19 protein-coding genes are annotated in these 22368 nt (G+C 33.9%); 4 read left to right on the top strand and 15 right to left on the bottom strand.

The features are described 5' to 3' along the window. The first annotated feature begins 9 nt into the window (after positions 1-9). Positions 10-756 (top strand): 3-deoxy-manno-octulosonate cytidylyltransferase, encoded by a 747-nt coding sequence (kdsB, locus tag BLT84_RS13215; RefSeq protein ID WP_091268237.1) that lies wholly within the window; start codon positions 10-12, stop codon positions 754-756. 13 nt (positions 757-769) lie between these two features. Here kdsB and BLT84_RS13210 read toward each other — a convergent pair whose 3' ends face one another. Genes BLT84_RS13210 through BLT84_RS13200 form a run of 3 tightly spaced genes read right to left on the bottom strand, consistent with a single transcriptional unit; the run spans position 770 to position 3308 of the window. Next, positions 770-2074, bottom strand: a complete 1305-nt coding sequence (locus BLT84_RS13210) for a cryptochrome/photolyase family protein (RefSeq protein WP_091266572.1) — start codon at positions 2072-2074, stop codon at positions 770-772. Then, on the bottom strand, positions 2074-2772 hold the full coding sequence (locus tag BLT84_RS13205) for an SDR family NAD(P)-dependent oxidoreductase (RefSeq protein WP_091266568.1): 699 nt from the start codon (positions 2770-2772) through the stop codon (positions 2074-2076). The genes BLT84_RS13210 and BLT84_RS13205 overlap by 1 nt, the downstream gene beginning before the upstream one ends. A 26-nt stretch (positions 2773-2798) precedes the next feature. Next, positions 2799-3308 (bottom strand): SRPBCC family protein, encoded by a 510-nt coding sequence (locus tag BLT84_RS13200; RefSeq protein ID WP_034893156.1) that lies wholly within the window; start codon positions 3306-3308, stop codon positions 2799-2801. Between the two features lie 199 nt (positions 3309-3507). Between BLT84_RS13200 and BLT84_RS13195 the strand changes: the two genes are divergently transcribed. Further along, positions 3508-4350: a DUF2911 domain-containing protein gene (locus BLT84_RS13195; RefSeq protein ID WP_091266565.1), complete on the top strand. Its 843-nt coding sequence runs from the start codon at positions 3508-3510 to the stop codon at positions 4348-4350. A gap of 67 nt (positions 4351-4417) precedes the next feature. On the opposite strand, the gene BLT84_RS13190 is transcribed toward BLT84_RS13195, so the two are convergent. The 10 genes from BLT84_RS13190 to BLT84_RS13145 form a co-directional block, all read right to left on the bottom strand. Next, positions 4418-5389 (bottom strand): Gfo/Idh/MocA family protein, encoded by a 972-nt coding sequence (locus BLT84_RS13190; RefSeq protein WP_091266561.1) that lies wholly within the window; start codon positions 5387-5389, stop codon positions 4418-4420. Further along, the gene (locus BLT84_RS13185; protein ID WP_091266558.1) at positions 5379-7088 is read right to left on the bottom strand and encodes a sodium:solute symporter; all 1710 of its coding nucleotides are present in this window, start codon (positions 7086-7088) and stop codon (positions 5379-5381) included. Before BLT84_RS13185 ends, BLT84_RS13190 begins: the two co-directional genes overlap by 11 nt. A 109-nt stretch (positions 7089-7197) precedes the next feature. Continuing rightward, positions 7198-9687, bottom strand: coding sequence for a PIG-L family deacetylase (locus BLT84_RS13180; RefSeq protein WP_091266555.1), 2490 nt, complete (start codon positions 9685-9687; stop codon positions 7198-7200). A 73-nt stretch (positions 9688-9760) separates the two neighbouring features. Continuing rightward, the gene (locus BLT84_RS13175) at positions 9761-10300 is read right to left on the bottom strand and encodes a mechanosensitive ion channel domain-containing protein (protein WP_034893141.1); all 540 of its coding nucleotides are present in this window, start codon (positions 10298-10300) and stop codon (positions 9761-9763) included. Next, positions 10300-11208 (bottom strand): septum formation inhibitor Maf, encoded by a 909-nt coding sequence (locus tag BLT84_RS13170; RefSeq protein WP_231929335.1) that lies wholly within the window; start codon positions 11206-11208, stop codon positions 10300-10302. The genes BLT84_RS13175 and BLT84_RS13170 overlap by 1 nt, the downstream gene beginning before the upstream one ends. A 30-nt stretch (positions 11209-11238) precedes the next feature. Continuing rightward, positions 11239-11829 (bottom strand): Maf-like protein, encoded by a 591-nt coding sequence (locus BLT84_RS13165; protein WP_091266552.1) that lies wholly within the window; start codon positions 11827-11829, stop codon positions 11239-11241. Positions 11830-11832: 3 nt separating this feature from the next. Continuing rightward, the gene (locus BLT84_RS13160) at positions 11833-12750 is read right to left on the bottom strand and encodes a geranylgeranylglycerol-phosphate geranylgeranyltransferase (protein ID WP_034894480.1); all 918 of its coding nucleotides are present in this window, start codon (positions 12748-12750) and stop codon (positions 11833-11835) included. Between the two features lie 4 nt (positions 12751-12754). Further along, positions 12755-13081, bottom strand: coding sequence for a DMT family transporter (locus tag BLT84_RS13155; protein WP_034893132.1), 327 nt, complete (start codon positions 13079-13081; stop codon positions 12755-12757). Continuing rightward, entirely contained in the window at positions 13078-13599 is a 522-nt protein-coding gene (locus tag BLT84_RS13150) for a KdsC family phosphatase (protein WP_091266549.1), read from the bottom strand. Before BLT84_RS13150 ends, BLT84_RS13155 begins: the two co-directional genes overlap by 4 nt. Next, on the bottom strand, positions 13583-14344 hold the full coding sequence (locus BLT84_RS13145; protein WP_091266546.1) for a Rossmann-like and DUF2520 domain-containing protein: 762 nt from the start codon (positions 14342-14344) through the stop codon (positions 13583-13585). Before BLT84_RS13145 ends, BLT84_RS13150 begins: the two co-directional genes overlap by 17 nt. A gap of 338 nt (positions 14345-14682) precedes the next feature. Between BLT84_RS13145 and ccsA the strand changes: the two genes are divergently transcribed. Next, positions 14683-17865, top strand: a complete 3183-nt coding sequence (gene ccsA, locus BLT84_RS13140) for a cytochrome c biogenesis protein (RefSeq protein WP_091266542.1) — start codon at positions 14683-14685, stop codon at positions 17863-17865. Positions 17866-17936: 71 nt separating this feature from the next. Here ccsA and fumC read toward each other — a convergent pair whose 3' ends face one another. Next, entirely contained in the window at positions 17937-19334 is a 1398-nt protein-coding gene (fumC, locus tag BLT84_RS13135) for a class II fumarate hydratase (protein WP_091266540.1), read from the bottom strand. Between the two features lie 207 nt (positions 19335-19541). Here fumC and BLT84_RS13130 point away from each other — a divergent pair, with 207 nt between their 5' ends. Next, positions 19542-19733, top strand: coding sequence for a hypothetical protein (locus BLT84_RS13130; protein WP_034893117.1), 192 nt, complete (start codon positions 19542-19544; stop codon positions 19731-19733). A gap of 131 nt (positions 19734-19864) precedes the next feature. Here BLT84_RS13130 and BLT84_RS13125 read toward each other — a convergent pair whose 3' ends face one another. Then, on the bottom strand, positions 19865-22354 hold the full coding sequence (locus BLT84_RS13125; RefSeq protein WP_091266537.1) for a TonB-dependent receptor domain-containing protein: 2490 nt from the start codon (positions 22352-22354) through the stop codon (positions 19865-19867). Positions 22355-22368: the final 14 nt, after the last annotated feature.

Here is a 22368-nt window from a genome sequence, read left to right as displayed (position 1 = left end):
ATCTTAATGATGAAATCACATATTTTACTTAAAACGATTGCAATGATCCCCGCCCGATTTGAAGCAAGTAGGTTTCCTGGGAAACTTATGCAAGATCTAAATGGGAAAACTGTAATTAGAAGAACTTATGAAGCAGCTGTTAACACGAAGCTTTTTGATGATGTTTTTGTAGTTACAGATAGCCAAGTTATTCTTAAAGAAGTGGAAAGCTTTGGAGGAAAAGTTATCTTAAGTAAAAAAGAACATGAATGCGGAAGTGATAGAATTGCGGAAGCTGTGGAGCATATGGAGGTAGATATTGTGGTAAATGTGCAGGGAGATGAACCATTGATAGACGAGCCAAGCCTTCATAAACTTTTAGAGGTCTTCCAATCAGACAGGGAAGAAATAATTGATCTAGCGTCATTAAAAACATCAATGTTGGATAGTGAGGAGATCACTAATCCAAATAATGTAAAAGTGATTACTAATAAAGATAATCTAGCTTTGTATTTTTCTAGATTTCCAGTTCCATATCCTAGAGACACTACTACCGGAATAACTTATTTCAAACATATTGGGGTTTATGCTTTTAGAAAAAGAGCACTTATGGATTTTTATAGATTACCTATGTTACCCTTGGAGGCTACAGAAAAGATTGAATGTATTAGGTATTTGGAATACGGTAAGAATATTAAAATGGTAGAAACAGATTTTAAAGGAATAGGAATAGATACACCTGAAGATCTTGAAAAAGCTAGAAAACTAATAATGTAAAAAAAAGCAGCTTCTAATTAGAAACTGCCGCTTTATATGTGGATAATGCTCTTTCTCGAGCTTCTTTGTGATCTACCATTTTTTCCGGATACTCGTCTGTACCATATTCCGGTATCCATTGCTTTAAATATTTATGGTCTTTATCATAATCATCTATTTGAGTTGTAGGATTGAAGATCCTAAAATATGGAGCAGCATCTACACCGCTACCGGCAACCCATTGCCAGTTTCCCACGTTAGAAGACATTTCATAATCTAATAGCTTTTCGGCAAAATAGGCTTCACCCCAGCGCCAGTCTATTAACAAATGTTTGCATAAAAAACTTCCAACTAGCATTCTCACTCTGTTATGCATAAAGCCAGACTCATTTAATTGTCTCATTCCTGCATCTACCATAGGATAGCCAGTTTTGCCATGTTTCCATAGTTCAAACTCATCTTCATTATTTCTCCATTCAATTCTATCATATTTGGCTTTAAAAGCATCTGTTACAGTATTTGGGAAGTGCCATAAGATCTGCATAAAAAACTCTCTCCAAATTAACTCTTGCCAAAAAATTTCATTCTTTTCGGCTATCGCCTTTTTAAGCATTTTCCTAACACTTACAGTACCAAATCTAAGATGCGGACCTAAGCGAGAAGTAGCGTCTTTTGCAGGATAATTTCGTGTAGCTTCGTAGTTCTGTATGAGAGTAGGAGTGACATCATATTCAGGAACTTCAATGTTTGATTTCTTAAATCCTATATCTTTTAAACTCAGATTTGGTAACCTAGAATTTTTGATAAAATTATTTAAATACTGACTTGTATAATGAATAGTGAGATCTGTCTTTTTAAAGGTCTCTTTCCATAATTTCATATATGGAGTATATACTACGTAGGGGTCTCCATCACTTTTTACAACTTCATCTTTTTCAAAAAATACCTGGTCTTTGTAGGTTTCAAAATCAATCTCATGCTTCTTCAATAGATCTTGGATTTCTTTATCCCTTTCTTTAGCGTAAGGCTCATAATCTCTATTTGTAACTACTTTTGCTACATCATATTTTTCGAGAAGATCTTCAAAGATGTCTATAGGTTTACCATGATACATAGCAAGAGAGCTATCAACCTCTTGCAGTTCTTTCCTCATATCTTGTAGTGTATTGAAAATGAAGGTTACCCTAGCATCATCTTCGGGTAATTTTTCTAATATTTCACTATCAAAGATAAAAATTGGTAAAACTCGAAGGTCTCCTTTTAAACTTTCTAAAAGGCCAACATTGTCATCTAATCTAAGATCTCTTCTAAACCAAAATATGGAAACTTTTTCTTGCATTAATTAACGTTTAATGTAGACATTCCACCGTCCATTCCTATTATTTGTCCAGTCATCCAACTGCTTTTTTCGGATAGGAGAAAGGTAACCATATTCGCGATATCTACAGCCTCTCCAACTCTTTTTAAAGGATGGCGTTCATTCATTTTCTTGATCTTATCTTCGTTAGAAAGAAGCTTAGCTGCTAATTCTGTATTTGTAAGGGAAGGTGCAATTACGTTCACTCTAAAGCTAGGTGTATACTCTGCAGCCAACGCTTTGGCAAAACCTTCAATAGCTCCCTTAGCAGCAGCAACACTGGTATGAAAAGGCATTCCTACCTTAACTGCTACGGTACTAAAGAAGACCAAACTAGCCTGGTCAGAATTTTTTAGCTTAGGCAAAAGTCCTTGTACTACCTTAACTAATGATATAAAATTTAATTGAAGCTCTTCTACAAAAGCTTCCGGTTTAAGCATTTTAAAAGGTTTTAGATTGATGCTTCCAGGGCAATATACCAATCCATCTATGGTTTCGGGAAGTTCAAGATCTTCTATGTTGTCTTTAGTAACATCAAATTTTAAATGAGATACGTTAAGATCTGAAAGATTATCCGAGCTTCTAGAAGCTATAATAACGTTGTGATCTGGAGCTAAGATTTTTGCCGTTTCCAGCCCAATTCCTTTAGATCCTCCAATTAATAATATATTTTTCTTCATGATAAAATGTTTTATAAAATGATGTATTAATTTAATACATCTTGTTTTAAAGTGGGTTGAGGAGCAGCTCTTTCATCATATTCTCCAAACAATTCTATTAACTTCTTTTTTCTATAAGTAAAGATCTCTTTTAATTTTGGAGCCACTAAAACGGGATGAACTAACTGCCCCAGAATTCCTAGTGGAATTTTATAGTCTATAATATCTTCCATCTCTACACCTCCTGGAATTTCCTTTATAAAATGTTTATGATGCCAAAGATCATAGGGGCCAAAGCGCTGTTCATCAACAAAATATTCTTTATCTCTAACATGAGTGATCTCTGTTACCCATTTAGTTTTAATTCCAGCTACCGGAGTTACTATGTATTGAATAATCTGACCTTGAAACATTGGTCTATCTGCACCAGAAAGAATATGAAATCCCATATAATCTGGAGTTATAGTTTTTAAATTCTTTGGATCTGATAAAAAGTCCCAAGCTTGCTGTACAGTAATAGGCAGTTTTTGTTTGGAGTGAAGGTTGTATATTTTCATAATATGATATTGTATGGTAAATTTAGGTCTTATAATGTTTAACTAAAAATAATAAAAGTTAAACAAAAACTAAATCAATTGTTCTTGTTATTTTGTTTTATTTTTTATTGAGAATCTACATTTTTATCTATTTGAACTTCCTAAGTTCAAAAATTTTGATGTTTTAATGATTATATTTGAATGAATTAAATCTGAAATTATGAAAAAATCAATACTCGTATTATTTACCGCTTTATTAGCGTTACCATCTTACGCTCAAATTAAATCTCCGCAGCCAAGTGCGTTTGGGAAGATAGAGCAAACTGTTGGGTTAACCGATGTGAAAATTGAATACTCAAGACCTAATATGAAAGGCAGAACCATTTTTGGTGACCTTGTTCCATTTGGTGAAATATGGCGTACCGGTGCAAACTCTAACACCATCATTAGTTTTAGTGATGATGTGACTATAGAAGGAAAAAGCTTGGAAAAAGGAACATATGCAATTTATACAATACCAAATAAAGATTCCTGGCAAGTTATCTTTTATAAAGATTCTAAAAATTGGGGTACTCCAGAGAAATGGGAAGAATCTAAAGTAGCTCTTAAGGCTGAAGCTAAAGTTAGCGAGCTTCCTTTTAAAATGGAAACTTTTACGATCATTCCCAATGATATACTAACCAATTCTATGGTTTTGGATTTTGTGTGGGAGAATACTGCTGCATCTCTTACTATTAATGTACCTACAGAACAGAATACGATGGCCAGTATAGAAAAAGTTATGAGCGGTCCTACAAAAGAGGATTATTTTGCAGCGGCTAGTTATTATCATGAATCTGGGAAAGATCTTAAGCAAGCACATGAATGGGTATTAAAAGCTACAGAAGGGAATAATGATGCTTATTGGATGTGGAGAAGACGTTCTTTAATAGAAGCAGAATTAGGAATGAAAAAAGAAGCTATTTCTAGTGCTAATAAATCATTAGATCTAGCACAAAAAGCTAATAATAAAGACTACGTAAAAATGAATCAGGATTCTTTGAAAAAATGGGGAGCTAAATAATAAGCCCACATTTAAATAGAAAAGCCTCAATAATAATAATTAAGATGTATTATTGAGGCTTTTCTATTTAATATTCTAGTGCTATCTGTTTTCTGATTTTATCTAATAAAGAAATTAGTAACAGACTTTTTTTGTGTGTCATAACGGTACTTTCAACTCTATTTTCTGATAGCATCTTTTGAATATGCGCAGCTTCAAAATTATAGCCTATAGATTCTACATCAAAACCTCTGGTTTCTTCTTTCCCATTAGATTTTATAAATAGGGAAGTAGGCTCATGAAATCTACTTCTAATAAGCACTTCTGCATCTTCAAAAATTAATTTTGCTTCTGTATTAGTAGTTTTATTAATAGCACTGCTTAACTCTGCCTTAGCATTTTTATAGCTGAAATTGATGGTACAGTCTTCATCTACTCCTGTTTTTCCTATCGTTCCGGTAGCACTTATTGCATCCGGCTCTCCTAATAACGTCATAGCAGCAAAAACAGGGTAAATCCCAACATCTAAAAGACTACCTCCACCAAGTTCTTTATTGAATATTCTTTTTTCAGAATTAAAGGGAGCTTCAAATCCAAAATCTGCAGTGAGTTCTTTTAGTTTTCCAAATTTTTTGGTTTGTACAAGATCTAAAATATATTCAAAATGAGGTAAAAAATGTGTCCATAAAGCTTCCATTAAAAACACATTTTCGGTTCTGGCGGCAGCTATCATTTCCTGAACCTGATGTTCATTAATTCCCATTGGTTTTTCACACAGAACCGCTTTTTTATTTTGAATACACATCATAGTATTAGCATGATGAAAAACATGTGGGGTAGCTATATAAATTATATCTACATCGGGATCTTGCGCCAAGGCTTCATAAGAATTATAAAATTTAGCTGCTTCAAATTTCTCTGCAAATTCTTCTGCTTTTTCACTAGATCTACTGGCTACGGCATATAATTCTGCTCCTTCAACTCTTTGAAGATCTTCTGCAAATTTATGTGCGATCTTACCAAGACCAATAATTCCCCATTTATAACTTTTAGTTGTCATCGATCAATTTCTTGTTTGGTGAATATATAATTGTTTGAAGTATAATAGCTATTAAAATAACCAATCCGCAGCCCAATAAATTAAGCCATAAATACTCCATAGTATCAAAAACATAGGCAAAGATCACTATGATCTGAGTGATAATTGCCGCAATAAAAACGGCATTGCTGTTCACATATTTTATAAAAAAAGCTAAAAGAAATATTCCTAATACATTTCCGTAGAAAATGGATCCTATAATATTTACAAGCTGAATTAGATTATCAAATAAATTGGCAAAACTTGCAAATATAATCGCGATGATCCCCCATCCCAAAGTGAAGTATTTTGAGGCTTTTACTAATTTCTCTTCTGAAATTTCAGACTTAAGATTTCTCTTGTAAATGTCTATAGTTGTGGTAGAGGCAAGTGCATTTAATTCTGATGCCGTAGAAGACATTGCGGCAGATAGGATTACAGCAAGCAACAAACCGATCAATCCTCGAGGTAAGTTGTTTAAAATGAAATGGATAAAGACATAATCTTTATCGTTGGTTTCTACATCTTGTTTGGTAGCAGCAATAATTTTTTTGGCTTTTTCTCGCGTATCATTTTCAGCAACATCAAGCTGCATCATTTTATCTTTATAAATTGTGGTTTCTTCTGAAGAAGGAGACTTTAGACTTTCTCCATATTGAATGGCAACATTATGCTTTTCATTTTGAAGCTGCTCATTTCTATCCATTAAACTTTGATATTCTGAAGCGTATTCAGAATTTAGTACTGCTCTTTCTGCAGCTGGATTAAAATTAAGCGGCGCCTGATTAAATTGATAAAATACAAATACCATAACTCCCACTAGAAGTATAAAGAATTGCATGGGCACTTTTAATAAACCATTAAATAATAAGCCAAGTTGCATTTCTTTTACAGAGCGACCGGTAAGATATCTTTGCACCTGACTTTGATCTGTTCCAAAATAGGATAAAGCTAAAAATGTTCCACCAATAATTCCGCTCCAAAAGGTGTATCTATTGCTAAGATCGAACGAGAAATCCAACACATTCATTTTTCCATTTGCACCGGCAATTTGTAAGGCATTGCTAAAATTTATGTTTTCTGGTAAGTAGCTTATAATTAGAAAAAATGCAGCGAACATTCCGCCAAAGATCACAGCCATTTGTTGTTTTTGGGTGACATTTACAGCCTTGGTTCCGCCGCTAACTGTATAAACAATTACTAAAACTCCTATTAAAATAGTTAGTGTGGTAAGATTCCACCCTAATACAGCAGATAGGATTATGGCAGGAGCAAAAATGGTAATTCCCGCAGAAAGACCACGCTGTGTAAGAAATAGTAGTGCTGTTAAGGTTCTAGTTTTAAGATCGAATCTGGTCTCTAAATATTCGTAAGCCGTATAAACCTGCAGTTTATGATATATAGGAATAAATACCATACAAATAATCACCATGGCAATTGGTAATCCAAAGTAGAATTGAACAAAGCCCATTCCATCGTGATATGCCTGCCCAGGTGTAGAGAGAAAGGTAATAGCACTAGCCTGTGTTGCCATAACAGAAAGACCAATGGTCCACCATTGTGCATCTCCACCTCCTTTTATATAGTCTTTTACATTTTTGCTATTTCGAGTTTTATAAACCCCAAAGGCTACAATAAATGTTAATGTTCCAATAAGTACTACCCAGTCTAATAATTGCATTTTAAGAAAATGATTTCATTATTACATAAAACATAATAATGTACGTCATGTTGGTAACTAACATCCAAGTGTAACTTTTTTTCCAGATATATTTTTCAGGTTTTTGCATTTACTTTCCTATTGAAACCAAATTAGCAAATAAGCGGTAAGCTCCAGGCACACCTTCCGGAAATTGTCTAAAAAAGCTTAATCCGGTATAGATGAAATATCCTTTTCCATATTCAGAAATTAATAAGCTTCCTTTCATAGGTTCCTCATTAGTATCATGCATAGAAAGAACAGGTGTAAATTCTTTGCCCCAAGAATCTGGAAAATATAAACCCCGTTCTTGCACCCAATTATTAAAATCTGCAGCTGTGATCTTATTTGGAGTATTCAAAATGGAGGCTTCAGGTTCTAAAAAACTTACCTCGGCATCTTCTTCTGTAACTCTATCTCTAGATAGTTCTAGTTTGTATGGAGCAAGCTTGTTGGTTAAAATACCGCGATTGTTGTTGTATTGAACTATTAATGTTCCACCGTTGAATGCATATTTTAAAAGCTCTGCTTGTTTGAATTTCAAAGTTTCAACAATATTGTAGGCTCTAATTCCAATAACTAAAGCATCATATTTTGCGAGATTTTTAGCGGTAATAGTATCAACGTCTAGTAAGGTAACTTTATATCCAATTTGTTCTAAACTTTCTGGCACTACATCTCCGGCACCGGCAATATATCCAATCTGGTCCCCTTTCTTTTTAATGTTCAGCTTTACCAATTTGGTTTTAGCAGGTACTATTAAAGATTGAAATGGGATATGATCATAATCTATAGTAACTACCTCGTCAGAATATTTTTTATTTCCTATAGTTACTATTGGAATAATTTCAGACTCACTTGCGCCATTAGGAGGTGTTATATTAAATTGAAAAGTTTTGGAGGCCCCTTTACCTTCAATTTCAAAGTCTGCAACCTCAGGTGTAAGTTTCCATGTATCTGGTACTTGGAGTTTGAGCGTACCAGCAGCTTTTTCTTTTTGAGAAGTAAGAACTACACTTATTTTTTTGGAAGCTTCATCTGGAAAGATCATCACTTTCTCATTAAATTTTACAGATACTGCAGGAACGATTTCAAATGGCTGAATTATTTCACCCTTAACATCATCTGTATATTCATAAAGAATATTTTTAGTGAAAGGGATCTCTGTCCCTTCTACCAGGATTTTAAATTCAACATTTAAGTCTCTTGGTGTTTCCGGTAAACCTATTAGGTTTTGGTCTTTTACATTATACATTCCAATACCAGATTGCGATCTTAACCAATATGGAGTTGTATATTCTGCATTTTCAGGAATCCTTAGATTTAACTTTCTAGACCAGCCAATATTATTAGTAAGATCAATTCCTGGCTTACTACTAGATTTAGCAGTACTTAGATTAACAGATACCAGTCTTAAACTAGAATTACTTCTATTAATAGCCTCTAGACTTACTTCTATATCTTCACCCGGAGAAGCGTTAGCACTCGAGACTTTTGCATCTAAATATAATCCTGCACAGGCTGCAATTATTTCCTTGATCTCTTTAATTTTTACCTGTTTCCAATAACCATTATCTAATCGATCTAGTAATGAGTATGCTTTTGCCAGTTCTGGTAAGCTTGCAGATGGATCTTTAAAATTATAATTTGCCTGGACGTTCGTAAGAATTTCACCTATTTCTTTTCCTCCTTCAATTCTATTCCAGGACGTATCAATTCCATCAAAAAGATTTGAGGTGTCTTTTGGCATTTCTCCGGCTATTAGTTCTATATATTCTAACTGACTTCCTCTTGAACCCGCACTACCAAATCCTTGAGATCTATGGGAACTTCTACTTAGAGCTGCAATTTCAGGATTTGATAATCCCTGAGAGGGAAAATAAACGCCGGTTTCAAACTTCAGGAAATTAGATTTATCTGCTTTTTCAAACGCTTTGTCACTGCCATAGAACCACGGAGAGGTATTAAAAAATAATCTTTTTGGATAATGTGTTTGTGCTAGCGCTAATTGATCTTGAAAAGCTGTTTTATCGCCTGCCAGATCAAAAGCCTCAACACTAAGTAGGGCAGAAGCGGTATGCTGCCCATGAGTATCCCCGGAAGTTCTATGATTAAACCTATTTATAATTACATCTGGCTTAAAGTTTCTTATAGTCCAAACCACATCGCTTAACACCTGATCCTTATTCCAAATATTCAAAGTTTCATCTGGAGTCTTGGTATATCCAAAATCAATAGCTCGTGTAAAGAATTGATTTCCTCCGTCTATTCTTCTTGCCGCCAACAATTCCTGTGTTCGAATAACCCCAAGAAGCTCTCTAATTTCGGGACCTATAAGGTTCTGCCCTCCGTCTCCTCTAGTTAATGACAAATACCCTGTTCTTGCATGTATTTTGTTGGAGAGATAGGATATTAATCTTGTATTTTCATCATCGGGATGGGCAGCTATATAAAGCACGCTTCCGAGAAAATTTAGTTTTTTAATAGACTCATGTATCTCTGCAGCGTTTAATTTCTGGGGAGTTTGAGCATGTAAACTAGTGAAGGAGAGGCAGATTAAAAGCGCAAAAATTTTTTTCATTTGAAAGCGTTGTTTTTCAAGTCCTTCAAATATATAAACTTTATAACTGCCAGTCCATAAGATTTAGCGTTTCCTAGAGTGAATCTTTACCCTCATCTAAGTAAACATCTTTCTGAATAAGTGTTACTGCCTTTTGTAAGATCAAATTATTTGGATAGGTGGTAAGCTCACCTTCATCTGTTCTTAAATGCAGATGAAATGCTTTAATATCTTCAATTACTGCTTCTATTGGAATATCTTTATCATGAATTCTGATCTTATCACCAATTTTATAAGGGAAAGAGAAGAATAGAATAACTCCAGACGTAATGTTGCTTAGTATAGACCAGATGGCGAACAAGGCAACACCAATAACAGCAAATACAGACGAGAAAATTAAAGAGATCTGTTGCATACCCATTCCCCATGCTATAGATAATAAGAAGAATGCAATTAAGATCACCAAAATATTAATGTATTTGAACATTAATCTGGTACGTGTAATATTTATCTCACTTCTCTTTCCAACTCTATGAGCTGCTTGCTTTAAGAGAAATTGAAAAATTATCAATAGCACGAAGATGGCAATAGTATAGCCAATTTCATTTTTATAAACCGTTACTAGTTCGTACATCAATCTAAATTAAGCGTGTCGCGCAAAGATAAATCTTTATTAGAATTTTTGTTCAAGTAATCAGATTTTATAGTTTTCATTTTTATAGCAGATGTCACGTATTCTTTACCATTTATTATAACGGTTTCTTCCCACTTTTCTATGTTATATGGAAACTCATTATGATAATAGATCTTTAAGGTTCTATCTAATTCTGGATATGAGATCTTATATACAGAAAGCTCTTCTTTTTGATAAAACTCTGCAAGTGCAGTGTATGGATGTATGGTTTTATGATTTAATAACAAGTATTCAAAAGATGGCAATATCTCTATATCTCCTGTTGGTAATTTATTGGGAGCGATTCTTAGCTGAGTCCATATTTCATTTTCCAACCAGATCTTTTTTAAATTTAATGCTGTATCTGCAAGATCTTCAAAATAGCTATGAGCTATAAGTTTAAAATTTTTGTTATTATTTAACTGTAAATACATCTGCCCACACCATTCTTGTGAGGAAGCAGTAACTTTTAAAGCGTGCTCCTCTTTATTTAATGGATAAAAAGTACTTTCCATAATAGAATACGGATAAATTCCGGTAGTGAACTTTTTAACGGCATTAAGCTTGAGTATTGGTTCTGAATTATTATTTTTCTTATCGGTCTTTACCTGCGCTTCAGTATTGAAATCTTCAGTTACGTAGATAAGAGAGACGGTGCCTTCGCGCTGTTCGTTATATCTAAATTGATCTAACTTATAAGTAGTTATCTCCGCCTCGCCAGAAAACCAGTATTTCTTAAAGTCATTAGAGAGCTCTCTATTTGGTGCCACGCTCGTCTCATTTCTATTCTCGTTCTCATTTGCCTTTTGATTACAAGCATTAATAAATGTAAAGATTATTAGAAATAGTATAAAATTTAAAAATTTCATTATCGGCAGTTTTACCTAAATTTACAAAAATCAGAATTGGGAGATCTCCGCAAGATTTTTATATACAAGGTGAGTTGGCATTCCTACCACATTAAAATAACTACCTTCCACTTTAGTAATGCCTATAAGACCTATCCATTCCTGTATACCGTAAGCTCCGGCCTTATCAAAAGGTTCGAAATTCTCTATATAGTAGATGATCTCCTCTGCACTTAATTCTTTAAAAGTAACCTTGGTTATATCATGAACAGTACGTTGAGTTTCTTTGGTGGTAAAGGTTACAGAAGTAATAACCTCATGCGTTTTTCCAGAAAGCGATTCTAACATTGTAAAGGCATCTGAAGCATCTATAGGTTTGCCTAGGGCTTTCTCCTCATTCCAAACAATGGTGTCACTAGTTATTAGAATATCGTTAAATTTAAGGCCTTCTCGTAATGCTTCTGCTTTTAATTCTGAAAGGAAATTCGTGATCTCAAATGATGTTAGTTCTGGAGGATAGATCTCTTCAACAGATATTAATTTTACGGTAAAAGGTATATCAAGCTCTTTTAAAAACTGATGTCTTCTTGGTGAGCCGGAAGCTAAAATAACTTGGTGTCGTTTTAAAATATCTTTAAGCATAATTTATAATAATATGAATTGATAGATCGCTATAGAGAAAAGGCCAAATAGCATGATTAGTTTTAGAGTGAAACTTAAATGTGAGAATTCTTTGATGGTTTTAGCTGAAAAGATTTTCGTAATAAAGTAGAGTAATGGCCCTACTAATAAAAGTAAGGTGTATAGAACGGCATAAATATTATCATACAGATATTCATACATATAATAGATTATAAGAATAAAGGGGATTAATGCAATTGCAGCAATTACTTTATTAGCCCGATCTTTTCCAATAGCTATAGGAATAGAGTTACGGCCTGTATTAAAATCTCCATTTACATCTTGTTGGTCTTTTACCATTTCTCTCAACCAGTTAATAAGAAAAGCAAAGAGTGCGTAATCTAAAATAATAGAGAACATCACCGCCTGAGTGGGTTGATTTTGAGGGGTGATGGCCGGCATCAGGTCATATAAACCTATTATCAAAATAACCATAGCTACTAAGCAGCTAATTAAAATATTACCTAAAATTATAATATTTTTTAGGTACGTAGCGTAAAGATATAATAGGGCAGAAATAATAATAAACATCGCAGAGAAACCTGGTCTTTCAATAATATTAGAAAGGTAGAATCCAATCCCCACACCTAAGATGGTCAAGGCAATATAAAAATTGAAACCTAACTTTTCTGAGATGCTTTTTCCAATTATTATCTTATTCGGTTTATTAATTAAATCTGCTTCCTGATCGTAAATATCATTAATTATATTTCCTGCAGCTGCAATACATAAAGTGGAAAGACATAATAATAAGAATTGAAAATCTGTTAATGTTGTTGCAATACCAAATCTTTCAAATAGAAAATATTTAATAAAAACCTGAGTAAGAATTATTAAGATAAGATTAGGGAATCTCACAAGTTTAAGAAAACTGTAAATCATGGTATTAGTTGGAAACAAATTTTAGCCCGATAAGAGACATAATTAAAGTACTTAGAAAAAAGATCCTCCAAAAGGTTGCAGGTTCTTTAAAGAAAAAAATACCTATTATTACAGTTCCAATTGCTCCAATCCCTGTCCATACAGCATAGGCAGTACCAATTGGTAAAGTTTGCGTTGCCTTATAAAGTAAGGTCATACTGCAGGTAAGAGCTATTAGAAAACCTAAAAGCCAATAATTACTAGTTGCTCCAGTAGTAAATTTTGCTTTCCCTAAACAAAAGGCAAATGCAACTTCAAAGAGACCGGCTACAATTAACAATAACCAATTCATAATGCGTCTGTGTTATTCATCCATTTCCCCTGTACTTTCAATACCTGTTCAATTACATCTCTAACGCAGCCTTTGCCGCCTTTCTTATGAGATACATATCGGCTAATTTCTTTTACTTCTGGAGCTGCATCCTGAGGGCAACATGGCATTCCAATTAGCTTCATTACATGTAGATCTGGAATATCGTCTCCCATATAAAGTACATTATCTTTATTAAGATTGTAAACATCTATAAACTCATCTAATACTTCTACTTTATCCTGAACTCCAAGATAGATATCTGTAATTCCAAGATCTCTTAATCTTTTGCGTACTCCTTCATTTTTTCCCCCTGAGATTATACAAACTGTAAAGCCTTCTTTAACCGCAGTTTTAAGTGCATATCCGTCTTTAATGTTCATACTTCTTAAGAGTTCCCCTTCTGTACTAATTTGAATGGTTCCATCGGTTAATACTCCATCTACATCAAAAATAAAGGTATCGATATGATTTAGGTATTCTTTATAATTCTTTTCCATAAAGGCCTTGGATTGCGTGAGTTATTATTTTGTAAATATTTCGTTGTTCATTACTAATAAGAGATAGATGTTTTTCTATAACAGCTTCATCATTTCTCTTTGCTGGACCCGTTTGAGAACTTAACGGACCTATTTTAGTAGCTTTTTCTGCCGTTTCTATTATTAATGGGTGTAAGATCTCAAATGGGATATTGTTGTTCTTGCAAATATCCTCACCTATAGTATACATATAGTTTGCAAAATTGCTAACAAATACAGCGGCTACGTGTAATTTTTTTCTTTGATCTGAATCTATCTTATATACATTCTTAGAGATATCCATAGAAAGTTTCTCGAGAATAACTTCATCATCCCTATAACTTGCTTCTATACAAATAGGAATTTGGGAAAAATCTACCTCTTTTGTTTTTGAGAAGGTTTGTAGCGGATAGAAAACTCCACCTCTCTCCATGCCAGTAAGAGCTTTTATAGATGTTGCCCCAGAAGTGTGAACAATAAGCGCATCTTTATTTGGCAGAGTCTTAGCTACTGTAGAGATTATATCATCTTTGAGAGCCAGAATATAAATATCTGCAACTTTTAGTTGCTCTATATTAGAGGTAGTATCAACCTTGTCTTTAAAAAAACCGAGGTTTTCTTTAGTTCTGTTGTACACCTGTACCACTTGAAAATTCTTAGAAGAAATTAAAGCTCTAAAAAGATGCGTGGCAACATTACCGGCACCAATAATAACAATACTAATCATAAGACAAAAATACCAAAATTTATAAGCACAGAATTAATATGTATCACTTTACTTTTTATCACTTCCTTGAGCCTTCATAAATAAAAAGTTGAAAGTAAATTATGACGAAGTATCTTTATTTATATGTTAAAATATCATATTTAATTTTCAATTTTAAGAATCCTCTAAATACTTTTCTTTTTAATATGAATTAAACATGATAAAAATCTTATTAACCCCTGATATTGCTATATTCTTTGCAATCTTAATATTTGCTTAGTATATAGGAATTGTCTTTTCTTAAAGGAGGTTAAGTGTTTAAATTTAGTTAAATTTGCACTGTTTTAAAGAAGTTTTAAATGCAAAATAAAATAGCGTCTGTCCTGTTCTCTACTCGAATTATGGCAGTCTTGTTCATTGTCTTCGCCATCTCTATGGCTTTAGGAACATTTATCGAAAATTGGTATACTATAGACACCGCTCGAGTCTTGATTTACAACACTTGGTGGTTTGAGGGAGTCATGGTGTTTTTTGTGATTAACTTCTGTGGTAACATTGTGCGTTTCAACATGCACAAACGCGAAAAATGGTCTTCTTTAGTAATTCACCTTTCATTTATATTTATTCTTTTAGGAGCTTTTATAACTAGATACATTAGTTATGAGGGTATTATGCCTATAAGAGAAGGTGTAACCACTAATAAATTCTTTTCTGAAAGAACCTATTTAAGGGTGAGTATGGATGGAGAGATAGAAGGGGAGCCTAGAAGAAGAACCATTGAAGAATCTGTGCTCTTAGCCACAGAAACTGAAAATGATATTGAGATCGATACAGATTTTAACGGTCAGCCGGTAAAAGTTGAGGTAGTTAGTTTTATTCATGGAGCCGAAAATGGTTTGGTGCTTAGCGAAAATGGAGATAACTATCTTAAGATCGTAGAAGCTGGGAGTGGTCAAAGACATGATCATTATCTAAAAGAAGGTGAGATCACCAGTTTGCACAATATTCTTTTTGCATACAATAAACCTACAGACGGTGCTGTAAATATTAGTATAGATGGAGACGAGGGAACGTATAAGATAAATTCTCCATTTGAAGGAGATTTTATGCGCATGGCAGATCAGTTTAAGGGAACTGTAGTTGCAGATAGCACCCAGGTTCTTATGTTAAGATCTCTATATAATGTAGGGGGAATGCAATTTGTTGTTCCAGAGCCAGTGGCACGTGGAACTTATGAAATTGTTCCTACCAAAGTTAAAGATAAGAATCAGCCAGATGCAGTGAGCCTTAAAGTTTCTACTGGCGGAGAATCTAAGACCGTAACGATAATGGGTAAAAAGGGGATCATTAATCCTCCGGAAGATCTAACATTAGGTGGATTGGATATTCATCTTAACTATGGTTCAAAAGAAATGGAACTTCCGTTTTCTATTAAACTTAATGATTTTATTGCTGATAAATACCCCGGAACGGAAGATAATGCCGTTCCTAGATATTCTGCATTTAAAAGTAAAGTTGAAGTAATTAAAGCTTCAGGAGAAAAAATGCCCTATGAAATTTTTATGAACCATATACTAGATATGGATGGATATAGATTCTTTCAGGCATCTTTTGATCCTGATGAAAAAGGAACAGTCTTATCTGTAAATCACGATTACTGGGGAACCAATATTACTTATGCCGGTTATTATCTATTATACTTAGGATTAATGCTGATATTATTTGATAAAGGAAGCAGATTTGGAAAATTAAAGACGATGCTTGATAAAGTAAAAGCGAAGAAAGCAAAGATCATAACCATAGTAGCTTTTCTGTTGATCTCTACTGGTGGTTTTTCACAAACAGCAAATTCTGAAGATGCAGATACCCATGCTCACATGGATAATAATCAGGCTACTTTAGATTCGCTGCTTCAAAGTATTGCTGTTCCAAAAGAACATGCAGCAATGTTTGGTAGATTGATCATTCAGGATGCAGGTGGTAGAATGAAGCCGGCAAATACATTTTCTTCAGAATTAATAAGAAAATTAAGCAAAAAGGATACCTATGAAGGTTTAAATGCAGATCAGGTACTGTTATCTATGACAGAAAATCCAGGCTTGTGGTATAATGCTCCTTTGGTTTATATAAAAACGGGAAATGATAGTATTAGAAAAATCTTAGAAGTTGATAAGGATAAAGAATATCTATCTATGACAGATTTCTTTGATGCTACGGGAGCGTATAAATTATCGCCATATCTTGAAGATGCTTATAAGGCAACTGTTCCAAATAACTTCGAGAAAGACTTTGTTGAAACAGATAAAAAAGTGAATTTATTGTTCAATGCTCTTAATGGCAAAATGTTAAGAATCTTTCCTATTCCGGGAGATAAGAATAACAAATGGGTTTCTTTTCCTGAAGTTGAGGAAGCTGGGTTTACGGGAATAGACTCTGTTTACGCAAAACAAGTGCTTCCAATTTATATGAGTACGCTAAATGCAGCTAGAGATTCTGGAGATTATACTCAAGCAGAGGATCTTCTGAAAAGTATTCAGGGTTACCAGAAAAAGTATGGAAGCGAAGTAATGCCTTCTGAAAGCAAGGTAAATGCAGAGATCTTATATAACAAATACGATATTTTTAAAGGTTTGTTCAGTTGGTATTTATATGCCGGGACGATAATGTTCATTTTAGTGATCGTTCAAATATTTAGAGATTCAAAAGTTATAAGAACTTTAGTTAAAGTAAGTGCTTTTGCTGTTCTAGGCTTATTTATACTTCATACGCTTGGATTGGCGGCGAGATGGTATGTTTCTGGCCATGCTCCGTGGAGTGATGCTTATGAGTCTATGATCTACGTAGCATGGGCTACTATGTTCTTTGGATTGGCTTTTGGAAGAAAAAGTTTTCTAACCATAGCTTCTACGGCATTTGTTGCATCTATGATATTAATGATAGCTCACTGGAACTGGATGGATCCTGCTATTGCGAATTTACAGCCGGTATTAGATTCTTATTGGTTAATGATACATGTGTCTGTAATTGTAGGTAGTTATGGACCCTTTACCCTAGGAATGATATTAGGAGCAGTTTCATTGATCCTTATGATTCTTACTACAGAAGATAATAAGGTGAAAATGGAATTGAATATTAGAGAGATTACCATAATTACTGAAATGGCCTTAACCGTAGGTTTGGTAATGTTAACCATAGGGAATTTCTTAGGAGGGCAATGGGCCAATGAAAGCTGGGGTAGATACTGGGGATGGGATCCTAAAGAAACATGGGCACTAATAAGTATTATGGTATATGCGTTTGTAATACATATGAGGTTGGTACCAGGGCTGCGCGGTAAATGGTTCTTTAACCTAATGTCTATCATTGCATATTCAAGTATCATGATGACCTATTTTGGGGTAAATTTCTATTTATCGGGTCTGCATTCTTACGCTAGTGGTGATAAAGTTATTACACCAACATTTATATATTACACTATGGCAGGAGTTGCAGTTCTTGGAGCTGTCTCTTACTGGAAGTATAAAAAATACTATACTAAATAGAAAATTTCAAATCAATCAAAAAAGCCACCTTAATAAAGGTGGCTTTTTTGATTGATTTAAATTGGAACGGATTATTTCATTCCTCCAACCATATCTTTAGGTTGTACCCATTCATCAAATTCTTCTTTAGTAACATAACCCAAATTCACGGCTTCTTTTTTAAGAGTAGTTCCGTTCTTATGAGCAGTATTAGCTATTTCAGCAGCTTTATAGTAACCTATTTTAGTATTTAAAGCGGTAACCAGCATTAATGAATTATCTAGCAGCTCTTTAATTCTTTTCTTATTTGGTACTATTCCGCTGGCACAATGTTCATCAAAAGAAGCACATGCATCTCCTAATAATTGTGCACTTTGTAAAAAGTTTGCTGCCATTACAGGTTTAAATACATTTAGTTCAAATTGCCCTTGCATTCCTCCAACACTAATTGCAACATCATTCCCAATCACTTGTGCACATACCATTGTTAATGCCTCACATTGTGTTGGGTTTACTTTTCCTGGCATAATAGAAGATCCTGGCTCATTTGCGGGAATTTCAATTTCTCCAATTCCACTGCGGGGTCCTGAAGAAAGCATTCTTATGTCATTAGCAATTTTATTTAAAGAAACAGCAAGTTGCTTTAATGCGCCGTGAGATTCTACCAAGGCATCGTGAGCAGCAAGTGCTTCAAACTTGTTAGGAGCAGAAGTAAACGGAAGGTCAGTGAATTTTGCTATAAATTCTGCCACACGCTTTGAATATCCTTTTGGTGTATTAAGTCCTGTTCCTACCGCAGTTCCTCCAAGTGCCAATTCTGAAAGGTGTGGAAGGGTGTTTTCTAGAGCCTTAATACCGTGATCTAGTTGAGCTACATATCCGCTAAATTCCTGACCTAGGGTTAGGGGAGTAGCATCCATAAAATGAGTTCTACCAATTTTAACTACATCTTTAAACTCTTCAGATTTTTTCTTTAAAGTATTTCTAAGTTTCTTAACGCCAGGAATGGTAACCTCTATTACCTTCTTATATGCAGCAATGTGCATTCCGGTTGGAAAGGTATCATTAGAAGATTGCGATTTATTTACATCATCATTTGGTTGAAGCGTTTTCTCGCCTTCACCAATAACTTTTCCGTCAAGTTGATGAGCTCTGTTGGCAATTACTTCATTCACATTCATGTTACTTTGAGTACCACTACCGGTTTGCCAGATCACAAGAGGGAATTGATCATCATGCTTACCCGCTAGAATTTCATCACACACCTTTGCAATATAATCTCTTTTATCTACCGGAAGTACCCCTAATTCACAATTCGTAAATGCAGCAGCTTTTTTTAAATAAGCAAAACCGTATACAATTTCTAACGGCATACTTCCCGGGGCTCCAATTTTAAAATTATTTTTAGAACGTTCAGTTTGGGCTCCCCAGAGTTTATCTGAAGCAACCTTAACCTCTCCCATAGTATCTTTCTCTATTCTGTAGTCCATAGTTTTATAATGTTAGATTACAAATTTACATTTTCATGATTTTTAAAGCTTTAAAATATTTACAAAATTTCAATATTTAAAGTCCAATTTTAGTAAAAATTTTAATTTTAATTGATATCACAAAAAATAAGCAAAAACTTTTATTTTTGTTGGCATAGGCAAGATAGAGTTACTATCTTTGCTATTATTTGAAAATCTCCTGAAATTATGTTTGAATTTGATCAATACCTTGGCTTTTTAGCTTTTCTTATTATCTTAACCATGGGATTTTGGTTAATGATTTTTTTAATGAGTATTCTACCTTACTGGATAGGAGGTTCATTATTAGAAAAGTATAAAATGAAGAAAGAAAAGAAACGCCTGGAAAGAGAAGAAAATTCTAGAAAGAATTTATCTTAGAAAATTCCCTGGATTTTTTATTGTCTTTCATAGTTTATTTGAACTAAGGCATTATTAAATCAAACGTATCTTTATAAAATAAAAAAGGTGGTCTAATTTAGACCACCTTTTTTATTTAGTATTATTAAAATCTATCCTTCATAATCTCCACCATCGTCATTTCCAGCAGGTCTTCTACGTTGTGTTTCTTTTTTCTGATTGAATCTGTACATTAGAGATAATGTTATTTGACGCTCTCTCCATTGAAATTCGCTGTCTTGAACAAATCTATCTGTAATAGTTGTAGAGTTACGTTTTCTAGAATTAAGTAAGTCAGATACATTTAAAGTAAGTGTTGCTTTATCTTTAAATAGATCTTTGCTCAACGCCATGTCTATAGATAAAATCCCGTCAGACTTGGTTTGAGAATTCTCTTGTTGCCCTCTATAGAAAGCATTAGTTTGCCAATCTATTTTTGCTGGTAAACTTACTTTAGAGCTAAAACGTGCAAACCAACTATTATTCTTATTACTATAATCTATATCATTATATTCACCATCCTTCTCAAACTGAAAATAGTTAAAACTACCATTCAATCTTAACCATTTTGCCGGATTGTAAAGTACTCCTGCTTCAGCTCCAATTCTTTGTTCGCTAGAAAGATTTATAGGAATCGTTCTAATGATCTCTGTACCATTAAACAATTGCCCGGTACCTTGTTGAACTCTTTCGAAAGCATTTGTTTCATATTGATAATATACGGAAGAGGTAAGAGTTAATTTATCCCATCTTTTTAAGTAACCAAGGTCATAAGCATTTGCATAGGAAGGCGCTAGATTAGGATTCCCCTGAAAAACGTTGGTTCTACTAGATCTTGATGGAAATGGATTAATGAACCAACCTCTAGGTCTGTTTATTCTTCTGTTATATCCTAAGGTAACATTTTCAGTTTCACTTAGTTCATAAATAAGGTTTACCGTAGGGAATAAACCTAAATAATTATTATCAAAATTTGTATCTATAGGAAAGCCAAATTCTTCTTCTATCTCTGCATCTGTAAGCGGACTATCTATATCTCCTTTTAGTTGCGTGTTTTCTAATCTTAATCCTAGTAAGAAAGAGAATTCTCCAAATTTAGTTCCATACTGAGTATACAAAGCGTTTACATTTTCTGTATATGAAAATATATTGGTAAGTGGGCTTAGAACTAATTGCTCGCTTATTGGATCTTGAACATCTAATCTATAATCTGTGATCTCTTCTTTAAAATTCCCTCTATAACCTGCTTCAAATTGAGAGTTCTCGCCAAACGGAAGCACATAATCTGCTTGTATTAGATATTCTGTCTGATCTTCTTCATTAAGTACTTTTTCTGAAGGTAAAAATCCTGCTAACCCCGGAGTATTTTCAAATAATGGAGTTTCTGTAATAAAGGATGGCTCTTCATCACTGCTTTTTTCATATTGAAAATCTGCAGTTAATTTATGACCTTTTTCATTGAACTTTGTAATGTAGTTTAACGCAAATTGGAAGCTATTATCTTTCTCTTCCTGAACTTCTTCTCTTAAAGTTTCGAGTTCTAAGATTCCATCGTTAAACTTCTGGGTAAAATTCTCGGTAATATCCTTATCATTTCCAAATCTCCAGAATCCGGTAGCGGTTATAGAAGACATATCGTTTAAGTAATATTCAACCCCGAGGTTAGTGTTGAAACCTCTATTTAATCTATCATAATCTCTGTTTTCAATTACTCGGTCAAAATCTCCGTTTGTATATCTAGTATCAAAGAAAGCATTACCAGGGCCCTTTCTATAGTTATAACCTGTTGTATTGAAGATGTTGTATTTGTCTGTTCTTAAATTTACATTGGCCGTTGCTCCATAAGTTTCTGGAATTCCAATATTGGTGGTTAAAGAACCATTAAATCCTAAGGTCTTTTCTTTTCTTAATATAATGTTCAGAATACCTGCAGTTCCTTCGGCATCATATCTGGCAGATGGAGAAGTAATTACCTCAACTCGTTCTATAGCATCTGCTGGAAGTTGACCTAATACATCTGTAGAACCAAAACCTGCCATGGCAGATGGCTTTCCATTAATTAAAATCTTTACGTTTTGATTTCCTCTAAGGCTAATTGCACCTTCCACATCTACAGTAACTGCTGGTACATTATTTAATGCATCACTTACGGTTCCACCCGCGGTAGTAAGATCTTTCCCTATGTTATAGATTTTTTTATCTAACCTAACTTCTACCTGAGTTGTTTCTGCTCTTACCACTACTTCATCTAGACTGTTAGTGCTTAAGCCAAGTTGAATAGTTCCAAGATCCAGATCTGCATTTATATCTTTACTATTGAAAGATTTGCTTTGGAATGAGATAAATTCAATCTTTACATTATAGATTCCGGCTGGAACTTCTATAGAAAAATTACCTTTTAAATCTGTAACACCACCATTTACATAACTTGGATCACTTACTTTAGTTACAATTACAGTAGCGTATTCTAAAGGAACTTTAAGATCATCATCGATCACTTTTCCCGTGATGCTGAATTCTTTCTTTTGAGCAAAAGCAGTGTTGTGGAGTGAAACAATAAATAGCAACAGCGTGCTAAGGAGAAGTAATTTTTTGGTGGTCATAACATATTTTTGTT

The sequence above is a fragment of the Gillisia sp. Hel1_33_143 genome (assembly GCF_900104765.1).
GTDB lineage: Bacteria > Bacteroidota > Bacteroidia > Flavobacteriales > Flavobacteriaceae > Gillisia.
Note: the sequence above shows the minus strand (reverse complement) of the source record. Positions and strands in the feature narration are given on the sequence as shown.